13 protein-coding genes are annotated in these 13,196 nt (G+C 62.8%); 8 read left to right on the top strand and 5 right to left on the bottom strand.

All coding sequences use genetic code 11. The features are described 5' to 3' along the window. The first annotated feature begins 35 nt into the window (after nt 1-35). The 4 genes from HHL22_RS18805 (at nt 36) to HHL22_RS18790 (ending at nt 4,622) form a co-directional block, all read left to right on the top strand. Entirely contained in the window at nt 36-1,562 is a 1,527-nt protein-coding gene (locus HHL22_RS18805; protein WP_169532939.1) for a hypothetical protein, read from the top strand. A gap of 67 nt (nt 1,563-1,629) precedes the next feature. Next, a complete protein-coding gene (locus HHL22_RS18800; RefSeq protein ID WP_169532938.1) occupies nt 1,630-1,893 on the top strand; it encodes a hypothetical protein in 264 nt (87 codons plus the stop codon). An 80-nt stretch (nt 1,894-1,973) separates the two neighbouring features. Further along, nucleotides 1,974-4,025 (top strand): excinuclease ABC subunit UvrB, encoded by a 2,052-nt coding sequence (gene uvrB / locus HHL22_RS18795; protein ID WP_169532937.1) that lies wholly within the window; start codon nt 1,974-1,976, stop codon nt 4,023-4,025. Nucleotides 4,026-4,070: 45 nt separating this feature from the next. Beyond that, entirely contained in the window at nt 4,071-4,622 is a 552-nt protein-coding gene (locus tag HHL22_RS18790) for a hypothetical protein (RefSeq protein ID WP_169532936.1), read from the top strand. An 11-nt stretch (nt 4,623-4,633) separates the two neighbouring features. On the opposite strand, the gene HHL22_RS18785 is transcribed toward HHL22_RS18790, so the two are convergent. Both HHL22_RS18785 and HHL22_RS18780 read right to left on the bottom strand, forming a co-directional pair. Further along, nucleotides 4,634-5,140, bottom strand: a complete 507-nt coding sequence (locus tag HHL22_RS18785) for a DUF421 domain-containing protein (protein ID WP_169532935.1) — start codon at nt 5,138-5,140, stop codon at nt 4,634-4,636. A 136-nt stretch (nt 5,141-5,276) separates the two neighbouring features. After that, complete coding sequence (locus HHL22_RS18780; RefSeq protein ID WP_169532934.1) at nt 5,277-5,762, bottom strand: hypothetical protein; 486 nt, start codon at nt 5,760-5,762, stop codon at nt 5,277-5,279. Nucleotides 5,763-6,006: 244 nt separating this feature from the next. Between HHL22_RS18780 and HHL22_RS18775 the strand changes: the two genes are divergently transcribed. After that, nucleotides 6,007-8,325, top strand: a complete 2,319-nt coding sequence (locus HHL22_RS18775) for a patatin-like phospholipase family protein (protein ID WP_169532933.1) — start codon at nt 6,007-6,009, stop codon at nt 8,323-8,325. Between the two features lie 91 nt (nt 8,326-8,416). Here HHL22_RS18775 and HHL22_RS18770 read toward each other — a convergent pair whose 3' ends face one another. Then, the gene (locus tag HHL22_RS18770) at nt 8,417-9,361 is read right to left on the bottom strand and encodes a family 43 glycosylhydrolase (protein WP_169532932.1); all 945 of its coding nucleotides are present in this window, start codon (nt 9,359-9,361) and stop codon (nt 8,417-8,419) included. Next, nucleotides 9,358-10,080, bottom strand: coding sequence for an alpha/beta fold hydrolase (locus HHL22_RS18765; RefSeq protein ID WP_169532931.1), 723 nt, complete (start codon nt 10,078-10,080; stop codon nt 9,358-9,360). The genes HHL22_RS18770 and HHL22_RS18765 overlap by 4 nt, the downstream gene beginning before the upstream one ends. A 263-nt stretch (nt 10,081-10,343) precedes the next feature. On the opposite strand from HHL22_RS18765, the gene HHL22_RS18760 reads away from it, so the two are divergent. From HHL22_RS18760 to nth, 3 genes are all read left to right on the top strand, one after another. Then, entirely contained in the window at nt 10,344-10,979 is a 636-nt protein-coding gene (locus HHL22_RS18760) for an RNA polymerase sigma factor (RefSeq protein WP_169532930.1), read from the top strand. Then, the gene (locus HHL22_RS18755; RefSeq protein ID WP_241738179.1) at nt 10,945-11,145 is read left to right on the top strand and encodes a hypothetical protein; all 201 of its coding nucleotides are present in this window, start codon (nt 10,945-10,947) and stop codon (nt 11,143-11,145) included. The genes HHL22_RS18760 and HHL22_RS18755 overlap by 35 nt, the downstream gene beginning before the upstream one ends. Nucleotides 11,146-11,247: 102 nt before the next feature. Then, nucleotides 11,248-11,946, top strand: coding sequence for an endonuclease III (nth, locus tag HHL22_RS18750; RefSeq protein ID WP_169532928.1), 699 nt, complete (start codon nt 11,248-11,250; stop codon nt 11,944-11,946). Here the strand turns inward: nth and HHL22_RS18745 are convergent. Continuing rightward, the gene (locus HHL22_RS18745; RefSeq protein WP_169532927.1) at nt 11,871-13,079 is read right to left on the bottom strand and encodes an alpha/beta hydrolase; all 1,209 of its coding nucleotides are present in this window, start codon (nt 13,077-13,079) and stop codon (nt 11,871-11,873) included. The genes nth and HHL22_RS18745 overlap by 76 nt on opposite strands. Nucleotides 13,080-13,196 lie beyond the last annotated feature (117 nt).

The raw sequence follows: 13,196 nt of genomic DNA, 5'->3' as shown, positions 1-13,196 counted from the left end.
CTGCGCTACTTTTCGTTTACTTATTCTTATCTATTATGACACCTCCCAATCCTTCACCCCAGGGCAGCCTCGAAGAGCTGTTTCGCCACCACTTGCTGGAAAGCGAGGCGGCGGCCCTGCCACCCCTGCCGCACGTGTGGGAGCAGCTCGACAACAGCCTGCTGCTGGCCCAGAACGAGCGCTACCGCCGCCGCTTGGCCGCCTACCGCTGGGCCATGGCCGCTAGCTTATTGCTAGCCGCGCTGGCGGGCGGCGGCTGGTGGCGCAGCCAGGCCCACCAGCCGGCCCCTACCCTAGCGGCCGCTGGCCCGGCCGGCAGCAGCGCCGTGCGCGGCGCCGTAGCCACCAGCCTCCCCGGCCGTCTAGCAGCCAACTACGGCACCACTGCTTCTGAGCAGGCGGGCTCGGCCACGCTTTTTTCTTCACCCAACAGCTTTTCTATCGACCAAACTCCTACTCTTGCTTCGTTTTCGCTAGCTGGCAACTCCTTCGCGCCGGGCTCAGCCAACTCTTACGCCACCGCCCGGCTGGTACGCCGCCGGGCAGCGCGCGCCGCCCTAGGGGCCAACGACGCGTCGGCAGCAGGCTTTCATTCGCTTTCAGCCAGTGGCGCGGACGGGCTGCCTACCGCTGCCTTCGCGGCAACCGGTGAGCTGACTCCTGCCGCCAGCCTGGACCTGACCGACGCGCAGGCTGCCGACCAGTTGCGGAGCCGCCTGGCCAACGTGCGGCTACCCGCCAGCACCACCTTGCCGGCGCAACTGCGCGCTACGGCCCTGGCCCCGGTGGCAGCCCCTAGGGCCTCGCGAGCCTGGCAACTGCAAATGGCCTACGCGGCGGGCATGTTCGACCCCAACATCGACTTTAGCAAGGCGGCGGGCGAGTACAATGCTAACCTGGGGCCGGGTACGGTAGCCACCACCCGCGAAGCGGCGGCCGAATACCGCAACCACCTGCGCCCCGGCCTGGGCCAGCGCCTGAGCGTGTGGGCCACGCGCCGCCTGGGCATTGGGCGCTGGAACCTGCGCACCGGCCTGGAGGTAGCCCAAAACACGGCCAGTTCGGCCAGCTCGGTGGGCTTTGTGGGCGAGCAGGTGGCCACGCTTACTTCCTACGTGCAGGTGCAGTCCGACCGCTTGCAGAGTACATCCTACCGCTACCGCTCGGTGGGCGTGCCCGTCGAGCTGACGTACACTAGTCCTATGCGGCACGGCTTCTCGCTCTACGGGCGCGCCGGCACTCTGTTTTCGTCGCTGCTGAACGTGCACAGCGAGGTGGACGGCGACCCCGAAGCTACCCGCAGCTACTCAACCCGGTCGGCAGGCTCGCCCTACCGGCACCTGCTGGCCAGCGTGCGCGGGGGCGTGGGCATGCACTACGAGCCAGCCGGCCACCAGTGGACGCTGAGCCTGGGGCCAGTAGCTGAAGCAGGTATTACGAGCCTCAACATCGACCCCACCCAGCGCTTTTGGAGCCAGCAGCGGCCGTACAGCGTCGGGCTGGAAGCGGGCGTGCAGTTCAACTCGCTGCTCAAGCCAGCTCCCGCCATACCGGCGCCGTAGTGGGCCGGGCGGCATCCAACTGGCCGGCTCTTCGTTTATGCACTATCCACTATCCTTTTCCATCGCTATGACACCTCTCGTAACGCGCCTTTTGCTGGCCGCGCTGGCCGGCACCTCTATTTTGCTGGCCCGCCTGGCGCTCGAGCGCCAGGCGCGGGCGCAGGCTGCTAATGACTGGATTAATGAACCAGCGGCGGGCGCCCGGCAGTGGGTAGAGGTGGGGCCCGTAGCGCGGCCTAGGGCCAGGATGCGGCCCGGCGCGCTATCCACCTTTTACCAGGTGCGCTGGCTGGGGCCGGCAAGCGAGGTGCGGCCGGCTGGCAGCCGCTAGTTTCTACGAAGCCCAGAAACCTCTAGCCAGGGTTTGGGGTTAAGTTAGCTGGCCTTTTCCCAGCAGGCTTTTCCTTTTCTATGGCGGTATCTACCTACCAGCTCACTTCGGATTTCAAGCCCACTGGCGACCAGCCCCAGGCCATTGCGCAGCTCGTGCAGGGCGTCGAGACTGGCGAGCCGGCCCAGGTGCTCCTAGGGGCCACCGGCACCGGCAAGACCTTCACGATGGCCAACGTCATTGCCGAAACCGGCAAGCCGGCCCTGGTGCTGTGCCACAACAAGACGCTGGCCGCCCAACTCTACGGTGAGTTCAAGGCGTTTTTTCCGCAGAACGCGGTCGAGTACTACATCAGCTACTACGATTACTACCAGCCCGAGGCCTACATCGCCAGCTCCGATGTCTTCATTGAGAAGGACTTGGCCATCAACGAGGAAATTGAGAAGCTGCGGCTGCACTGCACCAGCACCTTGCTGAGTGGGCGGCGCGACGTGGTGGTGGTGGCGTCGGTATCGTGCATCTACGGCATCGGCAACCCCGAGGAGTTTGGCAAAAACGTCATTTTCCTGGCGCCCGGCCTGCGCTACTCGCGCAATAATCTGCTCTACCAGTTCGTACAAATTCTGTACTCGCGCACTGAGATGGAGTTCACCAGGGGCAGTTTCCGGGTGAAGGGCGACACGGTGGACGTGTTTCCGGCCTACGCCGACTACGCCTACCGCATTTTCTTTTTTGGCGACGAGATTGAGGCGATTCAGAAAATCGACCCCGCCAGCGGCCGCAAGCTGAGCGATGAGAAGAACATGACGCTCTACCCGGCCAACCTGTTTGTGACGGGCAAGGAAACGCTGAATACCGCCATCAAGGAGATTCAGGACGACATGGTGGCCCAGCACAACTATTTCGAGAAGGAAGGGCGCGATGTGGAAGCCAAGCGCATTCAGGAGCGCACCGAGTTCGACCTGGAGATGATACGCGAGCTGGGCTACTGCTCAGGTATCGAGAACTACTCGCGCTACTTCGACCGGCGCACGCCCGGCTCTCGGCCCTTCTGCCTGCTCGACTATTTTCCCGACGACTACCTGCTGGTGGTGGATGAGAGCCACGCCACGATTCCGCAAATCCGGGCCATGTGGGGCGGCGACCGTTCGCGCAAGACTGCCCTGATTGAGTATGGCTTTCGCCTGCCCTCGGCGTTTGACAACCGGCCGCTGACGTTCAACGAGTTTGAGGGCATGTACCGGCAGGCGGTGTTCGTGAGCGCCACGCCTGCCGACTACGAGCTGACCCAGGCCAACGGCGTGGTGGTGGAGCAGATTATTCGCCCCACCGGCCTGCTCGACCCCGAGATTGACTTGCGCCCAAGCGTAAACCAGATTGACGACCTGCTGGACGAGGTGGACAACCGCGTGAAAGCCGGCGACCGCGTGCTGGTGACGACCCTGACTAAGCGCATGGCTGAGGAGCTGAGCAAGTACATGGAGCGCCTGGGCATCAAGGTCGAGTACATCCACTCCGACGTGAAGACGCTGGACCGGGTGGAGATTTTGCGTCGCCTGCGCCTAGGGGAGGTAGACGTGCTCATCGGCGTGAATCTGCTGCGCGAGGGCCTCGACCTGCCCGAAGTAAGCTTGGTGGCCATTCTGGATGCCGACAAGGAAGGCTTCCTGCGCGACCAGCGCTCGCTGATTCAGACGATGGGCCGGGCGGCGCGTAACGAGCGCGGCAAGGTTATTCTGTACGCTGACCGCATGACGGGCTCGATGCAGCGCGCCATTGACGAAACCAACCGCCGCCGCGCCACCCAAATGGCCTATAACGACGAGCACGGCATCACGCCCAAAACGGTGCGCAAGAGCCACGCCCAGATTATGGGCCAAACCGACCTGGCCGACTACCGCATTGTGGAGGCGCAGGCCCCGGCCGGCGCCTACGCCGAGGGCGGCGCCACCCTGGCCATGGCCGCCGAGCCGGTAGTGGCCATGATGAACCGCACCGAACTGGAGAAGCTCATCAAAACCACCGAAAAGCAAATGGAGGCCGCCGCCAAGGAGCTGGACTTTTTGCAAGCCGCTAAACTACGCGACGAGCTGGGCGCTCTCAAGCAAATGCTGAAAGGCAAGCGGGAATAGCCCTAGGGCTGTTAGCTTTACCCGGTACAATACTGCTGACTAGCCATGAAGAAGTACTTGCTTGGGATTATTGGCGTGGCCTTGCTGAGTAACGGCTACCAGCGGTCGTCGGCCCAGGGGGCGGCAAAACCCACGTACATGCAAGTTTTTTATGAGGGTAGCAGCTGGCTGAGTGGCCGGCCCCTGTTGCACTACAGCCCAGCTTTTCGAGGCAAAACCGACGAGTTGGTGCCAGAGCCAGATTCCACCAAACGGCTTTCGCCGGGTGCCTTCTTGTTTGATGGGCCAGCCGAAAGCATAACGACCACCTCAACCACCACTACTATCGCCGCTGGCGATGGGCAACTCCCCATCACCTACGTGCATGGCCAGAACGGCAAGCTGCGCCCCGAAACCGCCGCCGACCGGCAGCAGGCACGCGCCCGTGAGCAAGCGCGCTTCGACCGGCAACTCAATCTGGTGGCGGCCCGCGCTACGTTAGCCCGCAACACGCTTACCAATGCGCTCAACGCGGCCGCGGCCGATGGCTGGGAAGTAGTGCAACTGACTCAGTGGGGCAAGCAAGATGGCTTGGTGTACCTGCTGCGGCGCCGGTAGCCCTAGGGCCGCTAGTCTTTCTCCTTCTTCACCACGCTTACCTGCCCGTCGTGCTCCAGGCGCACGGTTTTTACTTCGGTAAGCGTGTTGAGGTTGGCTCCCGAGCGAATGGCGGCCATCATATCGGCCTCGGACAGGCTGGAGAGGCGCAGCTCGGCATGGTTTATTTCGGTGCCGACGGCCAGCACGGAGGGTGCCCCCCGTATTATCCGGCCCACCGTCGGGAAGAAATACGTGATGTAGGCCAGCGCGCGGTGCAGCAGTATCAGGGTGGTAAACCCTAGGACCGGCACCCAGTAGGGCAGCGTGGCCAGAATAGATTGGCTGAGCATAGCCCCGGTCATAAACTTGATGACCATATCGAGGGCGCTGTTGCTGGCGAAGGTGCGCCGGCCCGAAATGCGCAGCAGCGCTATTGCCAGCAGAAAAACCGAAATGGTGCGCCACACCACTTGGCTCCAGGCAATTGTTTGGGCGGTTTCGTGGAGGCCAAGTAGGTCTACAAAGAATTTTTCCATTAAGATAAGCTACCTAAAAGATGACACAATTCAACTAGCACTTCGGCCGCGTGGCTACTACGTGAGCTATAAAGTACTGCCTACGAAAAAGCCGCCTGCCGTAGGTACGACAGGCGGCTTTTTTTATAGCAGTTGCTTATTCAGCGTGCTTGCGGGCGCGCTTAGCAGCGGCCGTGTTGGCTACGGTGTGCTCGCCGGCCTTGGAGCCAGCTTTCTTCTTGGCGTTGGTAGCCTTTTTTTCGCCGGCGTCCAGCTCACCCCAGGCCTTTTTGGGGAGGTAGCGGGTGGTGCCGCTGGCGCGGCGGGCGGGCTTGCCGTCCGAGGTTTGCCAGTCTTGCTTGGTCCACTCGCTCAGGTCGCGCTGCTTGGAGTTGGGGTGGCGCTGCAGGTAGCCACCGCCCTGCTTCTGGTAGGCCAGCGTGAGCAGCTGCGACTTGCGGGCGCTCCAGGTACCGGGCTCGCCGCCCTTAGCGGCGGCCCGAATCTCTTCTTTTAGGCGCTCGCGTAGCGCGGGGTCCGAATAGGTGTTTTCAATAGTGCGGCGGCGGGCAGCAGGTCGGGTTTTGGTGCGCTTGCGGGCCGGACTAGCACTGGCGGCATCGGCAGCTTCGGGGGTCTTCATCAGGGAGCCAGGTTGGTACAATACAAAACTAACCGAAAAAAAACCACAGAGTTCAAGCAAATTGCAAAACATTTGCTTTGTTTAGCTTTCATTATCAAAATGTTAAACAAAATAACTTAGCATACATTCGCTGCGCTAACGCGAATAGCCAACCAGAAATAATGCCTGCCTTTGCGGCCCGTGCCCTAGGGCCAAACCGCTACCCAAGCCTATTTTTGCGGCCTTATTCCAATTATTCAGAATTATGAAAAAACTGTTATCCTGGTTAAGCTTATCTTGGTGGTTTATGACGATGCTGGTGCCGCCCGCGGCGGCCCAGAAGGTGGGCCTGGTGCTGAGCGGCGGCGGGGCCAAAGGTTTGGCCCACGTGGGCGTGCTGCGGCAGCTTGAAGCCAATGGCATTCCCATTGACTACATTGTGGGCAACAGCATGGGGGCCGTGGTGGGGGCCATGTACTGCGCTGGCTACTCGCCCCGTGAAATTGAGCAGATTGTATTGTCGGACGATTTTCAGCATTGGGCTACCGGGCAGGTGCTGCCCGATAAGACGTTCAACTTTCTCACGGCCGAGCCCAACCCGTCGGCCCTGCGCCTAGGGGTGTCGCTCGACTCAACCTTCAACTTCCAGGTGGTGCCCAACCTGGTGAACGACCTGAACCTCAACATTGCGCTGGCCCAGCTGCTGGCGCCGGGGGCGGCCAAGGCCAACTACGACTTCGACAACCTGTTTGTGCCCTACCGCTGCCTGGCAACGGAGGTTTTTACGCGCAAGAAGGTGGTGCAGCGCTCGGGCATTCTGGCCGATGCGGTGCGCAACTCGATGGCCTTCCCGCTGGCCTTCCGGCCCATTCGGGGTCTCGATGGGCGCTACCTGTTCGACGGAGCGGTGCTCGACAACTTCCCTACCGACGTGATGCAGCAGGACTTCAAGCCCGACATCATCATTGGGGTAAACGTGGGCGACGTAGCGCTGCAGAAATATCCATATAAGAAGGACGACGACCTGCTGACGGGCACGCTGCTGTTTTTAGGTAACAGCGTAGCGGACAGCACTACGGTGGGCAAGAACGGCATTTATATTCAGCCCGACCTGGGCAGCCTAGGGGCCGCCAGCTTTGCACAGGTGCGCACCCTTATTGCCGATGGCGACACGGCGGCCATGCGCAAGATGACGCTGATAAAGTGGCGCATCGGGCGCCGCGTCGATACCCTGGAGCTGCAGCGCCGCCGCCTGGCGTTTCAGCAGGGCGTGCCCGCGCCGCGCTTCACGCAGGTGAGCGTGCGGGGCCTGCGCGCCGACCAGAACGCCTACGCGGCCGCCTTTTTCCGGCGCGACGGCTCCACTTATTCGTTTGACGACTTGAAGGAAGGCTATTACCGCCTGGCCTCCGACGACTACTTCCGCAACATTTACCCGCGCATTCGCTACAGCCCCGAGCAGAAGGGCTACGTGTTTAGCGTGGATGCCCAGCGCAACAACAACGTAGCGGCCGAGGTAGGCTTTACGCTGAGTACCAGACCCATCGAGAGCTTGTACCTAGGGGTAGAATTCCGCTACCTGCGGCGGCTGCTGTACTCGGTGGCGGCCAACGTGAGCGTGGGGCGCTTCTACAACGGGGCGCAGGCCTCGTTCCGACTGAACGCGCCGGGGCGGCTGCCGTTCTACGTGGCGCCCGGCATCACCTACAACAAGTGGGATTTTCAGCAAACCGGCGGCCTGCTGCAAAGCAACGTGCTCAGCACCCAGGTCAACCAGCAGGATTTGAAGGTGGGCGTGCAGTTTGGGGTGTCGCCGCGCTACCGCTCGCGCGAGGTGTTCGACCTAGGGGCGTTTTACAACGTGGACAACTACGCCAACACCGAGCAGATTCAATCGAATGACTTGCTGGACCGCACCTCCTTTAAGGGTGCCACGGCCGCCGTGCGCTTCGCCCGCAACTCCTTGAACGAGAAGCAGTACCCTACCAGCGGGCGGCGGGCCATTATCACCCTGCGGGGCGTCACGGGCACCGAGGTGTACACGCCCGGCACCACCTCGCGCTTCCGCGAGCTGGGCGAGCAGTCGCGCCATCACCAGTGGCTGCAGTTTCGGGGCGTGTACGAGCGCTACTACCCGCTCAATAAGGACAAGACGAGCTGGGGCTACTACGGCGAGATTACCGTGAGCGGGCAGGGCCGCTTCTTCAACTACCGCTCGTCGCTCACGTCGGCGCCCATCTTCGCGCCGCTGGCCGACTCGCGCACGTTGTTTCTGTACAATTACCGCTCGCCGCGCTTCGTAGCGGCGGGGGTGCGCTTTTCGCAGCAGGTGCTGGGCAAAATCGACTGGCGCTCGGAGCTATTTGCCCACATTAATATTCTACCCTTGGCCGACGAAAACCAGGTGCCCATCCGCACCGGCGGCATCAGCCGGCCCTACCTCACGGCCGTCACGGGCCTGATTTTTCACACGCCGGTGGGCCCGCTGGCCGTGCACGCCGAGTACTACGACACGCCCGACCACCGCTTCAGCGTCTACGGGCACCTAGGCTACATACTCTTCCGCGCCCGCTCGCTGGACTAGTGGTAGATGAGTAGATGAGTAAAATAGGCGGTCATGCTTCGACAAGCGGACGTCAGATAAGCATGACCGCCTATTTTACTCATCTACTCATTTACCAGCTTACCACCGGCCAGCCATCGGCCGAGTAATCGAGGCGGCACAGAACCAGGGGGCGGCGGGCGTAGCCCTGCTCGTCGTTGATGGCGTCGAAGGTGGGCTGCTGGCGGTCGATGGCGTGCGCCAGCAACCAGTCTTGCCCGCTGGCATCGGTGATGACGGAGTTGTGGCCGGGGGCCAGCCAGCGGTCGTTTTCTACCAGAATGGTGCCCTCGGTGCCGGTGGCGTCGCCTAGGGTCTGATAGGGGCCGGCGGGGTGGTGGGCGCGGGCCACCAGCACGGCGTAGTGCGGGCTGGGGAAGCAGCAGTTGTTGCCCGAGTAGAAGAGGTAGTACCACTCGCCCCGCCGGTGCACCCAGCTGCCTTCCACGAGCTGCCCGTAACTGCCGCCCGCCGCCTGCACCAACTGGTGCTCGGCACTGCCCGGCGCAAAGCTCAGCCCATCGGCGGCCAGCTCGCGCACCCGCAGCGGCCCGAAGCCCGAGCCGTAGAACAGCCACTGCTGGCTGCCCTCGGCAAAGCGCATAGGGTCAATGTTCTGAAAGCCTTGGCCACCCGCCAGCAGCGGCTGCCCCACGTCGCGGAAGGGCCCTAGGGGCCCGTCAGCCAGCGCCACGCCAATGGCCATGCCCGCGGCCGGGTCGTCGGGCTGGGCGGAGTAGTAAAGCAGGTAGCGCCCATCGGCGCGCTGGCTTACGTCGGGCGCCCAGTAGCGCTGGGTGTGGGCGGCCCAGGCGGGCTTTTCGGGCAGGCCCTCCCCTAGGTACTCCCACTGCACCAAATCAAGCGAGCGGGCTATTTGCAGGTTGATTATCTGGCCGTTGCGCTTGGTATTCGTGGCGTAGGCGTAGTAGTAGCCGTCGGGCACCAGCAGCACGCTGGGGTCAGGAAAGTCGGCATCCAGCACCGGGTTCTGGAAGGTGGGTGGGGGCGTTTTCATAGGTCGAGCAGCGGGCGCAGGGCGTTTACTACTTCCTCGGGCGCCTCGTAGGGCAGCAGGTGGCCCGCGCCCGGCACCAGCCCAAAGGCCGAGCCAGCCGGCAGTAAAGGCCGCGTCTGTTTTTCCTGGGCCTCGGCCGGAATAGCGCGGTCGTCGGTGCCCACCAGCAGGCTGCACGGCACGCGCAGGCTGGGTATTAGCGCCGTTATATCCTCCTTCGAGCCCAGGTCCAGCCAAGCTTCCCAAGCGGCGTGGTCGGTGCGCAGGTTGTCGCCCACCACTTGCAGCCGAATGCCCTCGGGCAGCGGGCGGTTAGTTATCTTACGAAACGTTTTTTCGGCCTCCTCGGGCTTGCCCCAGGCCTCGCGGCTGGCCTGCCGGTCGGCGGGGCTGATGGGCTCGGGCGTGGGGGGCGAGGGCGACAGCAGCAGCAGCCCGCGCAGCCCTAGGGGCTGCCGCGCCGCCAGGGCTAGCGCAAACTTGCCGCCCATGCTGTGGCCCAGCAGGTAGTAGTCATCGAGCTGCTGTTCTGCTACATAGGCCGCCACCCAATCGGCGTAGCTGACCACTGAGAAGTCGAAGCCCGGTGGCACTGGCTGCTGGCCGTAGCCGGGCAAGTCGGGGGCCAGCAAACGCAACCCGGCGGGCAGCCAGGGCAGCAGTTGGTTGAACTCGTGGCCGGCGCCGGCCCAATAGTGCAGAGCGAGAAGTGTGCGCATGAACGGAGGGAGGAGCTAAAAAGTACGCTTACGCAGTACGCACCCTACCAACTGGGGTTGATAGCAGATTAAAACCACTAATTCATCGATAAATATTTGCGCGCTTGGTCGGCTGGCCCTTGTGCGGCGCGCGGCCGTCACTTACATTTGGCTTGATTATAGCAGATTCCGCTATTCCCTATCGGCCGCATTTCTTTTTACTCTCTCAGCTGCTCGCTATCGACCAAAAGCTCTACGTTCCCTTTTTTCTACCGTAGCTCTTTATGGAACCCCTGCAGCCGAGCGACTCCGCGCTCATCGACCTCTACCTGGCGGGCCGCGAATCGGCTTTTGCCCAGTTGCTTCAGCGCCACCAGGCCCGCGTGTTTACCACTATCCACCTGGTGGTGCGCGACGAAGACCTCGCCAACGACCTCACCCAGGATACGTTTATCAAAGCCATCCGCACGCTCAAGAGCGGGCGCTACCAGGACGAGGGCAAATTCGGCTCCTGGCTGTGCCGCATTGCCCACAACCTGGCCATCGACGCGTTTCGGCGCGCAAAAAGAGCGCCCCAAACCAGCCTTGATGACAACATCGGGCTTGCGAACTCGTTACACCTCTCAGAAGAATCGGCCGACGAGGTGCTGACCCGGGAGGAGAGCCACGCGCAGCTGCGCCAACTCATCCAGGAACTGCCCGCCGCCCAAAAGGAGGTGTTGCTGATGCGCCACTACGGCGACATGAGCTTTCAGGAGATTGCCGACGCAACCGGCGTTAGCATCAACACCGCTCTCGGCCGAATGCGCTATGCGTTAATCAACCTGCGGAAGAAAATGGCCGCGTATTCGCTCCTGTATGATACAAACCTTACCCCACCCGACGTTGCTTCGCTACGTTTACAACGAATTGCCAGCTGATGAGCAGCAGGAGATAGAGGACGCGCTGCTGCACGACCCCGAGTTGGCTGAAACCTGCGCCGATATATTACTAACCCAGCGCACGCTGGATGGCCTGGCCCGCAACCCTAGGCCCGCCACCACGGCCACCATCCTGCAATACAGCCGAACGTTTTTAAGAATGTAAAAATGTGGTTGAATGTGGGAAATGTGATAATTGCCTCGAAGGGATAACCTTTTAGACATTTTTACATTTCCCACATCCAATCACATTTTTACATTTCAGATAATGACCCGTCCTGAACGGTTCCGCCGCTTCTTGGCGTACTTCACCGAGAACTACCCCGAGCCGCGCACTGAGCTAGCCTACCGCAATCCCTACGAGCTGATAGTGGCCGTAGTACTGAGCGCCCAGTGCACCGACAAGCGCGTGAACCAGGTGATGCCGGCGCTGCTGGCGCAGTTTCCGACGCCCGAGGCCCTAGGGGCCGCCTCGGCCGATGACATCTTTCCGTTTATCCGCAGCGTGTCGTACCCCAACAACAAGGCCAAGCACCTGGCGGGCCTTGGGCACCTGCTACACACCGAGTTTAGGGGCGAGGTGCCCAGCACCATCGAGGAGCTGCAGCGCCTGCCGGGCGTGGGCCGCAAAACGGCCAACGTGGTGGTATCGGTTATCTACAACCAGCCCGCCATGGCCGTCGATACGCACGTCTTTCGGGTGTCGCACCGGCTGGGGCTGGTGCCCAAAACGGCCACCACGCCCCTGGCGGTAGAAAAAGCGCTGGTCAACTACATTCCGCAGGAAGTAATACCCAAAGCCCACCACTGGCTGATTCTGCACGGGCGCTACATCTGCGTGGCGCGCTCGCCCAAGTGCCACGCGTGCCCGCTCACCGACTTCTGCGCCGCCTACCCCAAGCTAATGGCCGAGGGGCTGGCGGCGGGCAAAACCGCGGGCAAGTCGGCGGCAAAAAGCCAGGTGTAGGCCGCAGCAAACTCGCGCTTCCAAAACCACTCGGCGTGCTGCCCATCGGGCAAAACCTGGAACGCGAGCTGCCCCAGGGGCAGGCCGGCTTCGTGCAGCGCCTCGCGCACGGCGGCCATCAGGGGCACCATGGTGGGGCCTTCGCGGGTGCCACTGAGGAAGTAGAAGCGCGCATCGGCCCTAGGGGGATGCTGCACCAAAAAGGCCAGTAGCGACTGCCCGGCAAACCAGAAAGCCGGCGAAAACACCCCTACCCTTCCGAAAACCTCGGGGTGGCGCGCCGCCGCGAACACGCTAATGAGGGCGCCCATACTCGAGCCCATAATACCGGTACTGGCCGGCTCGGGCCGGGTGCGGAAGTGCTTGTCGAGGTAGGGCTTGAGGGTATGCACTAGAAAATCAACGTACTGCTCGCCCTCGCCGCCGCGGCGGCTGCGCGGGTTGCGCCAGGGCGAGTACTCATCGAGGCGGCGCGGGCCCCCGTTATCCACGGCTACCACGAGGCAGCCGCCCAGGTCGCGGCCTTCGGCGTGCAGCGCGTTCAGGGTTTCGTCCACGCCCCACTCGCCAGCAAAGGAGGTGTACTGGTCGAACACGTTCTGGCCATCTTGCAGGTATAGCACCGGGTAGCGGCGCTCACTGGTGTGGTAGTCGGGCGGCAGGTACAGCCACACCCGCCGGGGGCGCCGCAGCGGCGGCATAATAAAACTTTCGGCCAGAATGTGCACGTTGGGCGCGGCCGAGTGCGGGCGGGGCGGAATGGCGCCGCCCTCATCCTCCCAGTTCAGCACCTGCAGGCGCAGGGTGCGGCGCCGCGCCTGGTAGAGGTAGCGCCGGTTGGGCAGGGCGCGGTTGTCGGCGTCGGTTTCGATGGTGGCCCAGGTGCCGCGGCAAAACTTATACTCCAGCGTGCCGGTGCCGGGCGGCAGCGTTAGCGAGTAACTGCCATCGGCGGGGTGGTGGGCGAGGGCGTAGGCGGGGTCGTCGGTGGTCCAGCCATTGCACGAGCCCGTGAGGTAGATAGTAGCGCCGGCCGGCGTGCTGGCCGGCACGCTGGTGAGGCGCAGCGTGAGGGCCGCCACCCGCGGGCGGCGGCGCAGGCGCGCCAGCAAGCGGGTAAACGGTGGTTTCATGGCCGGGCGGCTAGGAGGCAGGTCGATGGTAAAGCGCTTTAAAAGCACGTCATGCTGAGCCTGCCGAAGCATCTCTACCGAACGGCACCCTAGGCGGCGTGGGAGAGATGCTTCGAC

This window comes from Hymenobacter polaris (assembly GCF_012927305.1).
Lineage (GTDB): Bacteria > Bacteroidota > Bacteroidia > Cytophagales > Hymenobacteraceae > Hymenobacter > Hymenobacter polaris.
Note: the sequence above shows the minus strand (reverse complement) of the source record. Positions and strands in the feature narration are given on the sequence as shown.

Excerpts from the sequence above, each read along its gene's own strand:
- HHL22_RS18805 (WP_169532939.1), top strand. The coding sequence starts at position 36 with ATGACACCTCCCAATCCTTCACCCCAGGGCAGCCTCGAAGAGCTGTTT.
- HHL22_RS18800 (WP_169532938.1), top strand. The coding sequence starts at position 1,630 with ATGACACCTCTCGTAACGCGCCTTTTGCTGGCCGCGCTGGCCGGCACC.
- uvrB (WP_169532937.1), top strand. The coding sequence starts at position 1,974 with ATGGCGGTATCTACCTACCAGCTCACTTCGGATTTCAAGCCCACTGGC.
- HHL22_RS18790 (WP_169532936.1), top strand. The coding sequence starts at position 4,071 with ATGAAGAAGTACTTGCTTGGGATTATTGGCGTGGCCTTGCTGAGTAAC.
- HHL22_RS18785 (WP_169532935.1), bottom strand. The coding sequence starts at position 5,140 with ATGGAAAAATTCTTTGTAGACCTACTTGGCCTCCACGAAACCGCCCAA.
- HHL22_RS18780 (WP_169532934.1), bottom strand. The coding sequence starts at position 5,762 with ATGAAGACCCCCGAAGCTGCCGATGCCGCCAGTGCTAGTCCGGCCCGC.
- HHL22_RS18775 (WP_169532933.1), top strand. The coding sequence starts at position 6,007 with ATGAAAAAACTGTTATCCTGGTTAAGCTTATCTTGGTGGTTTATGACG.
- HHL22_RS18770 (WP_169532932.1), bottom strand. The coding sequence starts at position 9,361 with ATGAAAACGCCCCCACCCACCTTCCAGAACCCGGTGCTGGATGCCGAC.
- HHL22_RS18765 (WP_169532931.1), bottom strand. The coding sequence starts at position 10,080 with ATGCGCACACTTCTCGCTCTGCACTATTGGGCCGGCGCCGGCCACGAG.
- HHL22_RS18760 (WP_169532930.1), top strand. The coding sequence starts at position 10,344 with ATGGAACCCCTGCAGCCGAGCGACTCCGCGCTCATCGACCTCTACCTG.
- nth (WP_169532928.1), top strand. The coding sequence starts at position 11,248 with ATGACCCGTCCTGAACGGTTCCGCCGCTTCTTGGCGTACTTCACCGAG.
- HHL22_RS18745 (WP_169532927.1), bottom strand. The coding sequence starts at position 13,079 with ATGAAACCACCGTTTACCCGCTTGCTGGCGCGCCTGCGCCGCCGCCCG.